At 69.1% G+C, this 15510-nt stretch carries 19 protein-coding genes; 16 read left to right on the forward strand and 3 right to left on the reverse strand.

Going from position 1 to position 15510, the window contains the following annotated elements; all coding sequences use genetic code 11:
* The first annotated feature begins 4 nt into the window (after positions 1-4).
* Genes GGQ93_RS01405 through GGQ93_RS01470 form a run of 14 tightly spaced genes read left to right on the forward strand, consistent with a single transcriptional unit; the run spans position 5 to position 11369 of the window.
* Positions 5-316: a TrbC/VirB2 family protein gene (locus GGQ93_RS01405; protein WP_054767017.1), complete on the forward strand. Its 312-nt coding sequence runs from the start codon at positions 5-7 to the stop codon at positions 314-316.
* On the forward strand, positions 316-498 hold the full coding sequence (locus GGQ93_RS01410; RefSeq protein WP_054766338.1) for a hypothetical protein: 183 nt from the start codon (positions 316-318) through the stop codon (positions 496-498). The genes GGQ93_RS01405 and GGQ93_RS01410 overlap by 1 nt, the downstream gene beginning before the upstream one ends.
* The gene (locus GGQ93_RS01415) at positions 491-826 is read left to right on the forward strand and encodes a VirB3 family type IV secretion system protein (RefSeq protein WP_054766339.1); all 336 of its coding nucleotides are present in this window, start codon (positions 491-493) and stop codon (positions 824-826) included. The genes GGQ93_RS01410 and GGQ93_RS01415 overlap by 8 nt, the downstream gene beginning before the upstream one ends.
* The gene (locus GGQ93_RS01420) at positions 819-3194 is read left to right on the forward strand and encodes a VirB4 family type IV secretion/conjugal transfer ATPase (protein ID WP_054766340.1); all 2376 of its coding nucleotides are present in this window, start codon (positions 819-821) and stop codon (positions 3192-3194) included. Before GGQ93_RS01415 ends, GGQ93_RS01420 begins: the two co-directional genes overlap by 8 nt.
* A complete protein-coding gene (locus GGQ93_RS01425; RefSeq protein WP_156314208.1) occupies positions 3191-3919 on the forward strand; it encodes a TrbJ/VirB5 family protein in 729 nt (242 codons plus the stop codon). Before GGQ93_RS01420 ends, GGQ93_RS01425 begins: the two co-directional genes overlap by 4 nt.
* Positions 3916-4140 (forward strand): EexN family lipoprotein, encoded by a 225-nt coding sequence (locus tag GGQ93_RS01430; protein ID WP_054766341.1) that lies wholly within the window; start codon positions 3916-3918, stop codon positions 4138-4140. Before GGQ93_RS01425 ends, GGQ93_RS01430 begins: the two co-directional genes overlap by 4 nt.
* A 2-nt stretch (positions 4141-4142) precedes the next feature.
* Positions 4143-5066 carry a TrbL/VirB6 family protein gene (locus GGQ93_RS01435; RefSeq protein WP_054766342.1) on the forward strand — a complete coding sequence of 308 codons (924 nt, stop codon included), beginning with the start codon at positions 4143-4145 and terminating at the stop codon, positions 5064-5066.
* Between the two features lies 1 nt (position 5067).
* Entirely contained in the window at positions 5068-5292 is a 225-nt protein-coding gene (locus GGQ93_RS01440; protein WP_054766343.1) for a hypothetical protein, read from the forward strand.
* The gene (locus tag GGQ93_RS01445) at positions 5289-5972 is read left to right on the forward strand and encodes a VirB8 family type IV secretion system protein (RefSeq protein ID WP_054766344.1); all 684 of its coding nucleotides are present in this window, start codon (positions 5289-5291) and stop codon (positions 5970-5972) included. Before GGQ93_RS01440 ends, GGQ93_RS01445 begins: the two co-directional genes overlap by 4 nt.
* Positions 5969-6787: a TrbG/VirB9 family P-type conjugative transfer protein gene (locus GGQ93_RS01450; RefSeq protein ID WP_054766345.1), complete on the forward strand. Its 819-nt coding sequence runs from the start codon at positions 5969-5971 to the stop codon at positions 6785-6787. The genes GGQ93_RS01445 and GGQ93_RS01450 overlap by 4 nt, the downstream gene beginning before the upstream one ends.
* Positions 6784-7920, forward strand: a complete 1137-nt coding sequence (gene virB10 / locus GGQ93_RS01455) for a type IV secretion system protein VirB10 (RefSeq protein ID WP_183214897.1) — start codon at positions 6784-6786, stop codon at positions 7918-7920. The genes GGQ93_RS01450 and virB10 overlap by 4 nt, the downstream gene beginning before the upstream one ends.
* Positions 7920-8927, forward strand: coding sequence for a P-type DNA transfer ATPase VirB11 (gene virB11 / locus GGQ93_RS01460; RefSeq protein WP_054766346.1), 1008 nt, complete (start codon positions 7920-7922; stop codon positions 8925-8927). Before virB10 ends, virB11 begins: the two co-directional genes overlap by 1 nt.
* Positions 8893-10746 (forward strand): type IV secretory system conjugative DNA transfer family protein, encoded by a 1854-nt coding sequence (locus tag GGQ93_RS01465; protein ID WP_054766347.1) that lies wholly within the window; start codon positions 8893-8895, stop codon positions 10744-10746. Before virB11 ends, GGQ93_RS01465 begins: the two co-directional genes overlap by 35 nt.
* Positions 10743-11369, forward strand: a complete 627-nt coding sequence (locus tag GGQ93_RS01470) for an LPD7 domain-containing protein (RefSeq protein ID WP_054766348.1) — start codon at positions 10743-10745, stop codon at positions 11367-11369. The genes GGQ93_RS01465 and GGQ93_RS01470 overlap by 4 nt, the downstream gene beginning before the upstream one ends.
* A gap of 76 nt (positions 11370-11445) precedes the next feature.
* Here the strand turns inward: GGQ93_RS01470 and GGQ93_RS01475 are convergent, their stop codons facing one another.
* Complete coding sequence (locus tag GGQ93_RS01475; protein ID WP_054766349.1) at positions 11446-12177, reverse strand: alpha/beta fold hydrolase; 732 nt, start codon at positions 12175-12177, stop codon at positions 11446-11448.
* 82 nt (positions 12178-12259) lie between these two features.
* Here GGQ93_RS01475 and GGQ93_RS16375 point away from each other — a divergent pair, with 82 nt between their 5' ends.
* On the forward strand, positions 12260-12883 hold the full coding sequence (locus GGQ93_RS16375) for a TetR/AcrR family transcriptional regulator (protein WP_054766350.1): 624 nt from the start codon (positions 12260-12262) through the stop codon (positions 12881-12883).
* Positions 12884-13065: 182 nt separating this feature from the next.
* On the opposite strand, the gene GGQ93_RS01485 is transcribed toward GGQ93_RS16375, so the two are convergent.
* Both GGQ93_RS01485 and GGQ93_RS01490 read right to left on the reverse strand, forming a co-directional pair.
* On the reverse strand, positions 13066-14070 hold the full coding sequence (locus tag GGQ93_RS01485) for a relaxase/mobilization nuclease domain-containing protein (RefSeq protein WP_054766351.1): 1005 nt from the start codon (positions 14068-14070) through the stop codon (positions 13066-13068).
* The gene (locus tag GGQ93_RS01490; RefSeq protein WP_054766352.1) at positions 14067-14588 is read right to left on the reverse strand and encodes a MobC family plasmid mobilization relaxosome protein; all 522 of its coding nucleotides are present in this window, start codon (positions 14586-14588) and stop codon (positions 14067-14069) included. Before GGQ93_RS01490 ends, GGQ93_RS01485 begins: the two co-directional genes overlap by 4 nt.
* 407 nt (positions 14589-14995) lie before the next feature.
* Here GGQ93_RS01490 and GGQ93_RS01495 point away from each other — a divergent pair, with 407 nt between their 5' ends.
* Positions 14996-15496, forward strand: coding sequence for a helix-turn-helix domain-containing protein (locus GGQ93_RS01495; protein WP_054766353.1), 501 nt, complete (start codon positions 14996-14998; stop codon positions 15494-15496).
* Positions 15497-15510: the final 14 nt, after the last annotated feature.

Consider the following 15510-nt stretch of genomic DNA (forward strand, 5'->3'; position numbering starts at 1 on the left):
CCCGATGAGCCCGATCGCGTCCGCGCGCCGCCCTTCCCACACTCTGGCGGCGACCCTGGCCATCGCCCTGGCCGCCACCGCCCTGTCCGCTCAGCCGGCCATGGCCTCGGCCAATGTCGAGGGCCTCCTCCAGAATGTGGTCGACATGCTGACGGGCAATACCGCCCGTTTGCTGGCCGTCCTCGCGGTCGTCGTCGTCGGCATCCTCTGGATGTTCGGCCTGTTCGATCTGCGACGCGCGGCGATCGTCGTCCTCGGCATCGTCGTGGTCTTCGGCGCGGCGGAGATCGTCAATCTGATCACGGGCGGCGCCTGATGCCCTCGCCCGGCCTACTTCTGACGATCGGGGCGACCTCGGCCTTCCTGGCCCTGTGCCTGGCGCTCGGGCTCGGCCTCCTCTCGCCCAAACGGTTCGCCCAGAGCGTCGCCGGGGGCGCCTGCGGGATCGCCCTGGTGGTCGCCGGATCCTGGATGATGGAGGGCGGCGCCCATGGCTGAGGAACGTCTCACCGAGGACCCGTTGTTCCTGGCCTGCACCCGTCCCGCGATGGTGATGGGCGTGCCGATGGAGGCCATGGGGGTCAATGTCATCCTGTCGGGGGTCGTCTTCCTCGTCGGCGGCAGCCTCCTCTATCTGCTCGTGGCGCCGGCCCTGCACCTGGTGTTCCGGGCGATCTGCCGGGCGGACCACAACGCCTTCCGCCTCCTGTTCCTCTATGTGGACACCAAGGGCCGGTGCCGGAACGGCGCCCTGTGGGGCGGCAGTTCGGTGTCTCCCCTCCCGCTCGTCCGCCGCTACCGGCCGGTGGAGGTTCTCCGTGGGTGACGGCGGCGCGCCATCGTCCCGCCTGCGCCGGGAGACCGAGTTCCGGGCCCAGCTCCCCTATGCGCGCCATGTGAACGACCATGTGGTCGCGCTGGACAGCGGCGCCCTGATGATGGTGTTCCAGGTCGCCGGCGCCAGTTTCGAGACCGCTGATGCGCTCGACCTGAACGACTGGCACGTCAAGCTCAACCAGGCGTGGCGGAATCTCGCTGACGACCGGCTGGCGGTCTGGCACCACGTCGTCCGCCGCGAGGTCGAACCTTCGCCGTCGACGGGCCATGCCTCGGCCTTCGCTGCCGGTCTTGCCGAGGCCTATGACGCTCGGATGGCCAGCCGCCGGCTCTGGGTCAACGAGCTGTTCGTGACCCTGGTCCTGCATCCGGGACGCGACGGCGCGGATCGCGCCGCGGCCATGATGCGGCGCCTGCGTCAGGCTCGCCGGGACGACGGCGAGGTCATGACGGCCCAGGTGAGGCGTCTCGAGGAGGCCGGGCGCGACCTGGCGCAGTACCTCGATCGCTATACGCCGCGGTCCCTGGGCCTCTACGAGAAGAGCGGACTTTGGTTCTCCGAGCCTCTGGAGGTCATGGGTCTGATCCTGACCGGGCGCCGGTTCGCCGCGCCGCTCGTCCACGGCCACCTCGGAGCGGCGATCTACACCGTCCGCACGATCTTCGGCCGCGAGATCCTGGAGCTGCGCGACGCGGCCGGGGAGCGGTTTGGCGGGGTGCTGGCTATCAAGGAGTATCCGGCGACGACACGGCCGGGTCTCTGGGACGCCCTGCTGAACGCCCGGTTCGGCTTCGTCATGTCGCAGTCCTTCGCCTTCCTGTCGAAAGCCGCTGCCCGCGCGGTGATGGAGCGCAAGCAGAACCAGATGGTCTCGGCGCGCGATCGCGCCGGATCGCAGATCGAGGGCCTGTCAGACGCCCTGGACGAGTTGACCAGCAATCGGTTCGTCATGGGCGAGCATCAGGCCTCCGTCCTGATCCACGGCGAGACGCCGTCGGCCCTCGCGGACCATCTGTCCAAGGCCCGCGCGGTGCTCGCCGATTCCGGCCTCGTCGTCGCGCGGGAGGATCTCGGGCTGGAAGCGGCCTTCTGGTCCCAGTTCCCCGGCGTCTTCTCCAGACGCACCCGGCCGGCCGCGATCACCTCGCGCAATTTCGCGGCGCTTGCGCCTCTTCACGCCCACCCGGTCGGCAAGGCCGAGGGCAATCACTGGGGGCCGGCCGTTGCGGTGCTGCGCACCACGGCCGGCTCACCCTTCCACTTCAACTTCCACGTCGGCGACCTGGGCCACACCTTCATCTGCGGCCCCTCGGGATCCGGCAAGACAGTCGTCCAGAACTTCATGCTCGCCCAACTCGAGCGGTTCGGCGCCCAGCAGCTCTTCATCGACAAGGATCGAGGCGCGGAGATCTTCGTCAGGGCCAGCGGCGGGACCTATCTGGCGCTTCGCAACGGAGAGCCGACCGGCTTCGCCCCCTTCAAGGCGCTGTCGCCCTCGGCCGCCAACCGGGCCTTCCTCGTGCGCCTGATCCGCACCCTTGTGGCCCGACCGGACGAGACGCTGACGGTCGCACAGGCGCGCGCCATCGACGACGGCGTCAGCGCGCTCGAAGCCCTGCCGCGCGAACGCCGCTCGGTCGCGGCCCTGCGCAGCCTGCTGGGCCAGGCCGACGCCGGGGGCATCGGCGCGCGCCTGGAACGCTGGCAGAAGGGCGGGCCTCTCGGCTGGGTGCTCGACAATGACGAGGACGCGCTCAGCCTCGGCGCCCGGTTCACCGGCTTCGACATCACCCAGGTTCTGGACCACGACGAGGTCCGCACGCCAGCGATGCTCTATCTCTTCCATCGCATCGCCGAACGGGTGGACGGCCGCCGTCTGGTTCTGGACATCGACGAATTCTGGAAGGTTCTGGGCGACTCCGCCTTCACCGACCTGGCCCAGGACGGGCTGAAGACCTGGCGCAAGCAGAACGCCTTCATGGTGTTCGGCACCCAGTCGCCCGCCGATGCACTGCGGTCGCCGATCGCCCACGCGATCCTCGAGCAGTGCGCGACCCAGATCTTCCTGCCGAACGCCCATGGCCAGGCGCGGGACTACATCGACGGCTTCGGCCTGACCCGCGAAGAGTTCCGCCTCGTCCGTGAGGAGCTGACGCCGGAGTCCCACCGCTTCCTCGTCAAGCAGGGCCACGACAGCGTCGTGGTCGAACTCGACCTCGGCGGCATGGACGACGCCCTCGCCGTGCTGTCCGGCCGCGCTGGAACGGTCGCCCTTCTGGACCGCCTGCGGGCCGAGGTCGGCGACGACTATGCGCAGTGGCGCGCCCCCTTCCACGAGCAAAGGAGAAGCCTGTGATCTTCCGCCCTCTCGCCGCGACGGCCCTGGCCGCCGGCCTGTTGTTCGCCGCCCCCGCCGCCCATGCCCAGTACGTCGTCCACGATCCCCCGGCCCTGGTGCAGATGATCGAGGATGCGCGGACCAGCTTGGAGCAGTTGCGGGCCCTGCAAGCCCAGATCGAGGAACAGCGCGCCCTGTTCGACAGTCTGAACGATCTGTCGGACGTCAACCGCCTGGCCGAACGCCTCGGCCTGCCCGAGGTGCGCAACCCCCTCCCCGACAGCCGCGCGCTGCGCGCCGCCGCCGAGGGCGACCTGGGCGCGCTTGGCGCTCTGGCGGAGCGGGCCGATGCGATCCGCCGCCAGACCCGGCTCTACACCCCGGCTGAGGGCGACCTGTCCGAGGCCGACGCCTACTACCGGGACAGTCTGGAGCGGGCCGGCGCGCGAACGGCCCGGGACCTGGCGATCGGCGAGGCTGTCGGCGCGGCCTCCGATCAGAGACTGGACGGTCTGGAGGCCCTGCGTCGGGCGCTGGACACCGCGCCCAATGCAAGGGCGGTGATGGATCTGGAAGCGCGGCTCTCGGCCGAACAGGCGCTGATCCAGAACGAACAGCTCCGCCTCCAGGGCCTCGCCGTCACCCAGGCGGCCGAAGCCCGCCTTGAGGAACAACGCCACAGGGAGCGCGCCGCGGCCGCGCGCGCCGCGCGCCAATCCGCCTACGAACGGACGTTCCGGTGAAGCGGCTCGTCGGTCTCGCCGGGCTGCTGGTGGCGGCCTGTTCCAGTCCAGAGCGGACTGCGGCGGAGTTTGCCGCGGATCCGGAAGCGGCGGTGAGGACCGCGGCCGAGTGCGATGCGGGCGCCCGCCATCCGGACTGTTCGGCCGCGCGGGAAGGCCTGGCGGAAGCCCGTCGCCGGGAGCGGATGGACGTCTATGCCCGGACGATCGGCGAGCCCTGATCATGTCGTTCCGCGTCTTCGAGCCGAGCTACGACTTTATCGACGAACGCCTGAATGTGTTCCTGGGCGAGCGTCTCGCCTCGGTCATCGGCGAGGTGGACGGCCCGCTGCGCATCGCCCTGCTCCTCTATGTCGTCCTCTACGGCATCGCGATCCTGCGGGGCGCCATCGCCGAGCCGGTCATGGATTTCGCCGTCCGCTCGATCAAGCTGGCCTTCCTCTATGGCCTGGCGACGACGCCCGCCTATTCCAGCTTCGTCACCGAGCCCCTGTTCACCAGCCTGCCCAACGCCCTGACCCGGGCGGTCAGCGGATCGGAGACGCCGAGCGTCGGAGCCGCCTTCGACCAGTTCTTCGCCTATGCCGCCTGGCTCGGCGAGGACATCTCGCGCGACGCCTCGGCCTTCAACCCGGCGCCCTATATCGTCGCCGCGGCGGTCTTCATCATCGGCGCCTTGGCCGCGGCCCTCGGCTTCGGCGTGGTCCTCGTCGCCAAGCTCGCCCTGGCCCTTCTGGTCACCCTCGGCCCGATCTTCATCGCCTGCGCATTGTTCGACGCCACCCGCCGCTATTTCTTCGGCTGGCTGAGCCAGGCCGTGAACTATCTGGTCCTGTTCGCCCTGATCATCGTCATCTTCCAGCTGGTCCTCTCGCTGGTGCGTGACCAGTGGGGCGCCATCCAGGGCGCGGATCCGATGATTGGCGGCCTGATCTTCGTCGCCCTGTGCCTGCTGGGCGCGATCTTCTTCCTGCAGACCCCGGCGATCGCGGCGGGTATCGCCGGCGGCGCCAGCGCCGGCCTCGCCGACTTCGCCAACGCCGCCGCCCTCGGATCCGGGTACTCGGGCCGGGCGCGCGGACCACTGGAAGCCAGCCGCCAGCCGCCCAAGGGCGGCGGAACCATTCGACCGACGAACGGAGCCTGACATGAGCCTTCGCCTGCTGCTGATCCTGAGCTGCCTGCTCGCCGGCTGCGCCACCGGTCGCGGGGACCCGGCCCCGACCTGCGACGGGCGCGATCGCCGGCCCGCCAATCCCTATGGATCGATCCTCCTGCCGCCGTCGCCGCCTGCCCAGACGGGCGGCCAGCCGACGGCCGGCGAACTGCCCGACGCCTCCGAAGAGGCTCCCGTCGCGGGAGGTTGCGCATGACCGGCGTCCCGACCAACGACCTGAAGCAGTATTTCACGGAGGCCCGACGCTGGGACCAGGACCGATTGGCGGCGGCCCTGCGCTCCCGACGCCTCGCATGGGCGGCCGCCGGCGTCGCCACGGCCCTTGCCGTCTCGGCGACCGCCGCGGTCACCTTTCTGACGCCTCTGAAGACCAGCGAGCCCTTCGTCATACGCGTCGACCAGGCGACCGGGGCCGTCGATGTCGTGCGGGGCCTGTCGGAGGAGACCGCTCCCGTCCGCTATGATGAGGCGGTCAGCAAATACTTCCTCGGCCAGTACGTCCGGGCCCGGGAGGGCTATCTGGATCCCGCGGCGGAGGACGCCTTCCGGCAAGTCTCGCTGCTGTCGGGACCGGGCGAGCAACGCCGATGGGCCGATCTCTACCGCGGCTCCAACCCCGCCAGCCCGCAGAACCTCTACGGTCGCAACGGCGAGGCGGTCGTCTCCATCCGCGCCATCGGCTTCATCAACGACAGCGTCGCCAACGTGCGGTTCCGGCGCACGGTCCGGCAGGCGCAGCAGGTCACCGAGAGCGACTGGATCGCCACCATCGCCTTTTCCTACACCCGGGCGCCGATGACGGAAGCCGATCGCCTCCGCAATCCCCTCGGCTTCCAGGTTACGTCCTATCGCGCCGACCCGGAGGTCATCCGATGAAGCCCTTGAGCCTGCCCATCGCGGCGGCCCTGCTGTCGCTCGCCCCCCCGGCCGGACCCGCCCAGGCGAACGATCGGATCCAGGAGCTCACCTATGCACCGCATGCGGTCTATGAGATCTCCGGCGCCTTCCGCACGGCGACCCAGATCATCTTTTCGCCCGAGGAGACCATCCGTCACGCCGCGATCGGCGACAGCGTCGCCTGGGAGGTGGCGGCCGAGGGTTCGGTCCTGTTCCTGAAGCCCCGCGAACGCCACCAGGCCACGAACCTTCTGGTCGTCACAGAGCGGGGCGGTCTGGCCCGCCACTACGTCTTCGAGCTCGTCGCCCGCGATCCCGGCGCCCGCTCCGCCGCCTACCAGATCCGCTTCCGATATCCGGAGGACGAGCAGGCCCGGGCGGCCGCCCAGCTGGCCGCATCGGCGACCGCGGTCGAGGCGCGGCTGGTCGGACTGGAACTGCAGGCCGGCGCCGTCGAGGGGCGGCGCAACCTGGCCTATTCGCTTCAGGGCGACGCCCGTCTCCAGCCGAGCGAGGTCACCGACAATGGCCGGTTCACCGTCCTGCGTTTCCCGGGCAATCAGCCCATTCCGGCGATCTTCGAGGTGGCCGGCGACGGCTCGGAGCGGCTCGTCCCCTACGACGTGCGCGGCGAGTTCGTCGTCATCCACGGCGTCACGGCCGGGCTTCGGCTGCGCCATGGCGGCTCCGTCCTCTGCATCTTCAACGAGGCCTTCGATCCGCGCGGCGTTTCGACCGGTACCGGCACGGCCTCCCCGGTCGTCGACCGCACCGTGACGGGAGATCGGTCATGACCGCGGACTCGCCGACCCCGCCGCTCGCCCCCGAGCCCCGGGATTCACCGATCGCCCAGGATCGCGGCGTGTCCCCGATCGCCGGCCGCATCGGCGGCCGTCAGGGGCGTATGATCACCCTGGCGGCCCTCGCAGCCGGCTGCGGGGTCTTCCTGTTCGCCACCTGGGACCGGGGCGATGCGCGCGACCGCGACAATCCGGCCGAGGACACGCCGCCTCGTCAGCTCGCCCCGTTCGAGCCCGCCCGGCGACCGGAGCCGCCGCTGCTGGAGACGGCGGACGCCGATCCGGATGCGCCCCTGTTGGGCGACGAAGGCGAGGTGGTCCCCGCGATCGGCCCGACCGAACCCGACGCCCGGTCGTCCGGCCCCACAGCCGCGGAACAGCGACAGGCGCTCGCCGAAAGCGCCCGCCGCGCCCCGGTCTTGGCCTACAGCCGACCCGGGGCGATGGCGCCGGACCGCGCGCTGGTCGCCTCGTCGGGTCAGGTGGTCGCCCCGCAGGCGGGCGCCGACCACGCCCTGGACCAGTTGCGCCGGATCAGCCCGATCGGACAGGCGCGAGCCGGTCGGCTCCCGGACCGCAATCTCCTGATCACGGCGGGCTCCAGCCTGCCCTGCGTCCTCCAGACGGCGATGGACAGCGCCACCCCCGGCTATGTGAGCTGCCTGATCTCCCGGGACGTCTATTCCGAGAACGGCGCCGTGGTCCTGCTGGAGCGAGGCACCCGGGTCTTGGGCGAGTATCGTGGCGCGCTGGAGCCCGGTCGCGGTCGCCTGTTCGTGCTCTGGACCCGGGCGGTGACGCCCGGAGGCGTCGCCATCGCCCTGGCCTCCCCGGCCGCCGACGCGCTCGGTCGATCCGGCTTCGACGGCGCGATCGACACCCGGTTCTGGGACCGGTTCGGCGGCGCCCTTCTGCTGTCGATCGTCGATGACGCCGCCTATGCCGCCGCCGGCGGCGGCCAGGGCCTCCAGTCCACCGCCCGCGTGCCGTCCGACGCCGCGTCCGTCGCCCTTCAGGGATCGATCGGCATTCCGCCGACCCTGCGCAAGGCCCAGGGCTCGGAGGTCTCCATCTTCGTCGCCCAGGATCTGAACTTCGCCGATGTCTACGGCCTGCGTCCGAGGTGATGCGCGACACCTCCGTCATCGACCACTATCTCGCGCCGCTGCGCCCGTACCTGGAACCGGCGACGGTGACCGAGGTGGTCGTCAACCGGCCGACCGAGGTCGGGGTGGAAGGTCCGGACGGCTGGCGCTGGCACACGGCGCCGGAACTGACCGAAAGCTGGCTGCGCACCCTGGCCGTGGCGGCGGCCGCCTATACCGGACAGGATGTCGATGCGGAGCGACCGATCTGCTCGACCGTGCTTCCCGGCGACGCGCGCTGCCAGATCGTGCTCCCGCCGGTGGTTCCGGCGGGCACGGTCTCCCTGACGATCCGCAAGCCTTCCGGACGGCGGATGGGTCTGGAGGACTTCCACGCCGCAGGCCTGTTCGCCTCGGCCGAGACCGTAAGCGGCGGCGAGATCGACGAAACCGACGCGGCCCTGATCCGGCTGCGGGAGGCCGGCGAGTGGGTCGGCTTCTTCCGGTTGGCGGTGGAGAGCCGCCGCAACATCCTGATCTCGGGCGCGACGGGATCGGGCAAGACCACCTTCGCCAAGGGCCTGGTGGAGCTGATCCCGTCGCACGAGCGGTTGCTGACGATCGAGGACACGCGCGAGTTGATCCTGCCGCAGCGCAACGTCGTCCATCTGGTCTATTCGAAAGACGGACAGGGTCTGGCGAAGGTCGGCCCGAAGGCGCTGCTGGAAAGCGCGCTGAGGATGAGACCCGATCGGGTCCTGCTCCAGGAGCTGCGCGACGGGACCGCCTTCTTCTTCCTGCGCAACGTCAACTCCGGGCACCCCGGATCGATCACCACGGTGCATGCCGACTCCGCCAGTCTCGCCTTCGAGCAGCTGACGCTGCTGGTCCGTGAGTCCGAGGGCGGGCGCGACCTGCCGCGCGACGACATCCGCACCATGCTGCACCTGATGGTCGATGTGGTGGTCCAGATGAAGAAGATCGACGGCCGGTTCCTGATGACGGAGGTGTGGCATGACCCGCTTCGCAAGCGCCACGCCGGGAACTAGGGCGGCGCTGATCGCGGCGGGGATGGCAGCCGGGCTCGCCATCTTCTGCATCGGGACGTTCCTCGTCGCCCTTGTCGGCCTCGGCCGGTTCTCGGGCGATATCGATCCGGTCCGCGTCCCGGCCTGGTTTCTCTATTACCGCCACGATCCAGAGGTGCGGCGATGGCTGGGCGTCGGCGCGGGCGTCATGGGCCTCATCCTTCTGATCCTCGGGACGGCGATCGCCCTGGGCATCCGCCGTCCCCTTCACGGCGCGGCACGCTGGTCCACGGGCGGCGAACAGCGCCGCCATCGTCTCCGGGACCGGACCGGCATCCTGCTGGGCCAGACCGCCGAAGGCCTGCTGATCGCGGGAGGTCCCGACCATGTGATGCTCTACGCCCCGACCCGGACCGGCAAGGGCGTGGGCGTCGTGGTGCCCAATCTCCTGACCTGGCCGAGCTCCGTCGTGGTGCTCGACATCAAGCGGGAGAATTTCAACGCCACGGCAGGCTTCCGGCAAGACGCGGGACAACAGGTGCACCTGTTCGACCCGCTCGCCCCGGACGGTCGGACGGCGCGTTTCAACCCGCTCCACCATATCGATCGCACCGCCCCGATCATCGTTCTGGACGAGCTCCAGCGTATCGCGGGCATGCTGTTCCCGGCGCACAGCCACGCCGACCCCTTCTGGTCCGAAGCCGCCCGCACCGGCTTCATCGGCGTGGGCGCCTATGTCGCCGCGACGCCGGGCCTCCCGTTCACCCTTGGCGAAATCTACCGTCAGCTGACCGAGGGCGACCCGCGCGAGCGGTTCCCCAAACTGCTGGAGGAACGCCGCCGGATCGGCGATCCGGTCCCGGCCGGCGCCGCCTCCGCCGTGTCCGACTTCTGCAGTTCGGGCGAGAACACCTTCGCCTCGATCCGTCAGTCGATCACCACCCGGATGGGGCTTTGGCTCAATCCGCTGGTGGATGCGGCGACGTCCGCGAGCGACTTCGATCTGCGCGACATTCGCGGCGGCCGCCTGTCTCTCTATCTGGCGACCTCGCCGGAGAATATGGACCGGGTCGCCCCGCTTTACGCCCTGCTGTTCCAGCAGCTCGTCGATCTCAACAGCCGCACCCTGCCGCTGGCCGACACCCCACCGACGCTCGTCTTGCTGGACGAGTTCGCCCGGCTCGGTCGCGCCCCGGTCCTGGCGCACGCCTTCGCCTGGGTCGCCGGCTATGGCCTGCGGCTGCTCCCCGTCATCCAGAGCCCGTCCCAGCTCCGCGCCCTCTACGGTCCCGACGCGACCGAGGACATCCTCACCAACTGCGGCCTCGAGATCGTCTTCGCGCCCAAGGAGCTGAAGGTGGCCCAAGAGCTGAGCGAACGCCTCGGCTACTACACCTACCGGGCACGCAGCCGGAGCCGTCCGATTGGACTGGGCCAAGGCCGTCGCAGTCTGACGGACTCCGACCAGAGACGCGCGCTCATGCTTCCGCAGGAGCTGATGCAGCTGTCGGACAAGGCCCTGATCGTCTTGAAGGCGGGCCTCGCGCCGACGCGCGGCCGCAAGCTCGTCTACTACCGCGACCGGCGCTTCACGGATCGGCTGCGTCCGCCGCCCTCGCCGCCGCCGACGGCGCCGCGCGCGCCCGCGCCGCTCGCGCAGGAACCCCAGCCCCCGACCGAGGTGGAGACCGACATGGATTTCGACAGCATCGTCCGCCGCTTCACGGCTGAGGGTCTGAAGCCCCCGCCCCCCGGCGCGACGGAGGCCGAGGTGCAGGCCTGGCTGCAGCGGGTGGTGACGGCCCCCGTCGGCGCTCCGTCCCGGGAACGTCTGCCGTGAGCGCCGCCCGGCCAAAGCCCGATCCGGTCAACCGCGTCTCGCCGCGACCGGCGACGCGAGCGGACGGCCGCTCGCTCGACAAGGGTGATGTCCCGACCCAGCTGCTGGATCGCTATCTGATCGAGCGTGACCGTCAGGGTCGACCGGAGCGCTACTATCGCGACCACAAGGCGGCTGACGCGATGTTCCGCGACCATGGCCGGGCCCTGTCCTCACAACAGGCCTATCCGGACGCCGTCGCCTCCATGCTCCGGATCGCCCAGCACCGCGGCTGGTCCGGCATCAAGGTCTCGGGTGACGAGGCCTTCCGCCGGGAGGTCTGGGTGCAGGGACGATCGCTCGGCCTTGAGGTCGCAGGCTACAAGCCCACCGAACGGGATCGACAGGCCGCCAATGAGCCGGCCGAGCGGGCGGGCCGCCGCGCCGTGGAGCCGACGCGCGAGGAGGTGAAGCGGCGTCTGGACATGGCCGCCGTCGTAGTCCGCACCCTCATCTCGGACCCCGCCGCCCAGGCCCGCCTGCTCCAACAGGCGTGGGCGAGAGTGCGCCCCGAGCCGGACAAGTCCCGCAATCTCGAAACCCGCGGTGCCCGTCAGCGAGCTGAGCGAACCCGGCAGCGCTGATGAGACGGAGGCGGACGGCGGGTCGAGAAGCGGTGACTGGCAACGTCAGCCATGGGTGGGAAGCGGGCCTGCCAGGTCAGTTCAAGCTGTTCAGTATCTCGCTCAACTCGCCGGGAGCATCGATCATGATGTCATGTCCTGACGCAACCTCGAACACCCGCCAGCCGGGACGCTTCCTGGCGCGCTCGAACTGTTCTGTGATGGCGGGGAACCCCCACTCTGTCGCATAGATGTACGTGTGGCCCGGAATGCGATCAGCCTGGTCGCCGATGCTGATCCTTTCGCGCAGCGAGGGATACGGATGGGAAGTCATCAGCCTGTCCACCATCTTCCGGTCAGCCTTGTTGACCTTGAAGAAGCTGGCCGGCGGAGCGATGACCCTGGAGCCGCCACCCAGCAGTGCGACCATGATTTTCAGCATGACGCCGCGCCAGCCGGGGAAGATGTAGTCCGCCATGCAAGCACCATTGTCCGGCACGACAGCGTCCAGAAACACGAGGTTGCTGATGCGGTCCGGTATCTGATCGGCCACGCCGCTGATCACCATGCCGCCATACGAGTGACCGCACAGGACTACGTCGTGAAGATCCTCGCGGCTGAACAGTCCCAGGATGTCATTGACGTGGGTGGTCAGATTGATCTGGCGCGCGTCCTCGTTTGAGCGTTCCGCCAGCCCCGCAAGGGTCGGTGTGAAGACTCGGTGCCCGAGCGCTCGAAGCCGATCCGCGACGCGATCATAGCACCAGCCGCCGTGGCTGGCCCCATGGACAAGGACGAACGTTCGAGCGCTCGTGGGTAGACCAGTCATGACGGCCTCCAAAAACTGACGGCGAAATAAGATTGATCACTTGATCAGTCAAGACTGATCGTGCGATTAGGGCTCGAAGCTGATGGAGGCGCTGCTGTCTGAGTTGAGTCGAGCATTCGCCGAGGGAGACGCCCGCAACGTCATCATGGACGCCGCGCTAGAGGTCTTCGCGGCTCATGGCTTTCATGGTGCGGGCACGCGGGCGATCGCCCTGAAGGCGGGCGTATCGCAGCCCCTTCTGAACCATCACTTCGGTGGTAAGGAAGGTCTATGGCGCGCAGTCGGCGAGCGCATCACCTCCGACTTCATCGCCTTCATGAGCGGCGCTGTCGATCCGACGAAGCCGTCAGACGCCGGGATGGTCGCGATGCTGCGGGGTTACCTCGAGTTCTGGGGCGACCGTCCACTGGCTTTCAGGTTCAACAGGTGGCGACGTCTGGACGGCCTCACCGACGAGAGGATCGACCGCTCCGAGCAGATGACCCGGTACGGCGTCGCCTTCATGCAGAAGGCCCAGGTCGAAGGTGTCGTTCGCGACGATCTCCCCCCTGGACTGGCCTTGGTGATGAGCGGCGGTCTCATTCAGTTCTGGCTGGAAAGTCAGATTGAAGTACGCGATGCGGTCTCCGTCACCGGTGACGCCGATCTTTCAGACGAAGCATTCATCTCGCACATTATGTCGATGCTTCGCGCTGACCCTGAATAAGGTCTGCAACGGGTCGGGAGCCGTCATAGCCTTCATGGCGGATAGCAGGCACTGATCCGTCAGCTGGAGGCGACTTCCCTCATGGTCCCCCGCGGTGGGTAACCGATCAGCTCCCGGATTGAGAGCTTCCCTCGACCCTTGAGGCTCCGTTCAGTTGAGGTGTGGAGTCTCTTGTGACCTCGTCAACGGGTCCGAGCTCTGCCCCGCTCTTTCCGTCCCTGATCTTCGCCGAGCGCCCGGGCGAGGATTTCCCGCCGGGTCGCGACGGGCGGCAGGGTCCGGACGAATACCTCCAGATCTCGCCCTAATGTCCGGTCCGCGTCTGTCTTCGACGCCTGGAGCCGCAAGGCCTCGACCACGAGCGCTTTGCGGATCTGCGCCTGTCTTTGGCGCAGTCGGACTTCCCAAGGCGCCGCTTCCGCCGGCGACCGGGCCGCGTCTTTCAAGGCGCCCTTGAGGGTCTCCGGCATCGCCCCCTCTCCACGCTCGAACCGCTCACGCAGCTTCCGAACGGGCGTGCGTTCGCTCTTGCGCACCACGCCACGCGCGCGTCGGGGGGTGGCTTCGGCCTCGACGCCGCGATCGCGCAGGGCCGCCGCGAACGTCTCGCGCCAGAGCTGGAGGTCCGCCTTGCGCGGATTGAGCCTTTCCCCATCACGTCCCAGCGCCCGGACTGTGAGATGGACGTGGGGGTGACGATCATCCGTGTGGAGGGCGAAGACATAGGGATGTCGATCGCCGAACAGGGCGTCCGCGAAGGCGCGCGAGGCATCGTGGACCCGGCCGGGATCGACACCCGCCGGCATGCTCAGAACGATCGACAGAGAAACCGGGGTATCCTTTCGGGACGCCAGCACATCCAGTTCGGCACGCCAGTCCTCGGCCAGGGCGCGAACCTCCGCCGGTCCGGACAGACGCTCGCCGTCGGGTCCCTCCAGGACCAGTTTTCCGTTTCGGGTAATGTAGTCCAGGTGGCGCTGCAGATGGCCGCCGTCCCGCGTTCGTCCGGTGATCTTGACCATCACCTCCGGAACACGGCGCGCGACGCGCTGAAGCCTGGCGTTCGCCGGCTCGCTTCCCTTCCCCCGCGTGACCCGCAGCACCGCGTGCGCCAGCCTCGCCCGCCGCATGCGGACGGGAGGACGCAGCGCCTCCTCGAAGCCGGACGGGACGCGAAAGTCGGTCATGGTTCGGGGGACCAGTACGACAGGTTTCCCGCGAAGGCCTCCCGCACCCCGACCAGGTGCGCGCGGATTTCATGGACGTAGGCGTCCAGCTGAGCGACCTCCAGGTCCAGCACCGCGCCCTCCATCACGGCCGTGTTCAGGGCCCGGGCGATCTGGTTGATGTTGACGCCGATCCGCCGAAGCTCGCGCTGCACCTCCAGAAAGGCGATCGCCTCGCCACGGCCGAGCTGGGGTTGACCATGCAGCCGCGCACGGATCAGGGCCACGGCCCATTGTGTTCGGGACTGCCCTCTCAAGGCCGCCTCGCGCTCCAGGGCGACCATGTCCGCGAGGGTCAGCCGCAGACCCAATTTGGCCGCCAGGCGCGCGGGCGGTGCCGTCGGGGCCTCGGGAAACGGCGCCTGGGCCGCCGCCTCCATCAGCCGTCGAAGGAGCCGCGCGCGTCCGCCGCTCGAGGCCGCGGCGGCGTCGAAGCGGCGGATCAGGTCGGGCGGGACACGAAGGGTGAGGCGATCCATAGGGAGTGGGTCTGTCAGACATTGCCGGCGCAAAGCCTATCCTGCCCTAGACTCTCACCCCCTTCGCCCCGTAGGCCTACGGGGCTGCCCGCCCTCCCCTCGGCGGCCGGTTCCGGCCGCTCGCCCGCCGCCCTGAAGGGCGCCCCAACCAAGCGGGAAGAGGAAGACCTCGCGGCGCGCCCGCTCGGAGGGTGGGTCTTTTTCCTGCCCTACCGGTGGGGCTCGTGCGAACCCCACCTGGGTCCTCAGCCTGCCGCTGAATCAGCAAGACGTTAAGCAGCGCATCTGGCGTAACGATCGTAAGCATACCCAGTCAGGTAGGTCATGACGGCGCCATACCTCCGCAACCCCGGAACCTTGTTCGCCGCCCATCGCACCCATAGGTTCGTGGGGAAGGAGTTTCCGCCATGTCCACCCCCGCCTCGCCGAGCATCGTGCCGTTCCCGCCGCTCGTCCCCGCCCCGCCCCCCGCCAAGACCGCCGCGTCGCAGGACCGGATCTGGGGCAAGGCGGTCATCGCCAACGGCTATGCCGGTATCCCGTCGATCCTGATTCAGGCGCAGTCGCGACTGGGTCTGACCGCGATGCAGTTCAACATCCTGGTTCAGCTGCTGGACTATTACCGGGACCCGAACCGCGCCCCCTTCCCGTCGCGGGCGGAACTCGGCCGCCGCATCGGCGTGAAGCCGAAGACCATCCAGACCAATATGCGCCAGCTTGAACAGGCCGGTCTGGTGCGTCGCGAGATGCGCAAGACGGCGGCCGGCGACTGGGCCTCCAACGTCTATCATCTCGATGGTTTGATCGAACGGGTCCGCAAGCTCGAACCCGAGTTCACCCAGGCGCGCAAGGATCGGGAGGCCGCCCGGCTTCGCGTCTCCACTCCGGTGGGACTGCGCCAGCCGTAACGTCAGGGCCCAGA

This window comes from Brevundimonas aurantiaca, from assembly GCF_014199955.1.
Classification (GTDB): domain Bacteria; phylum Pseudomonadota; class Alphaproteobacteria; order Caulobacterales; family Caulobacteraceae; genus Brevundimonas; species Brevundimonas aurantiaca.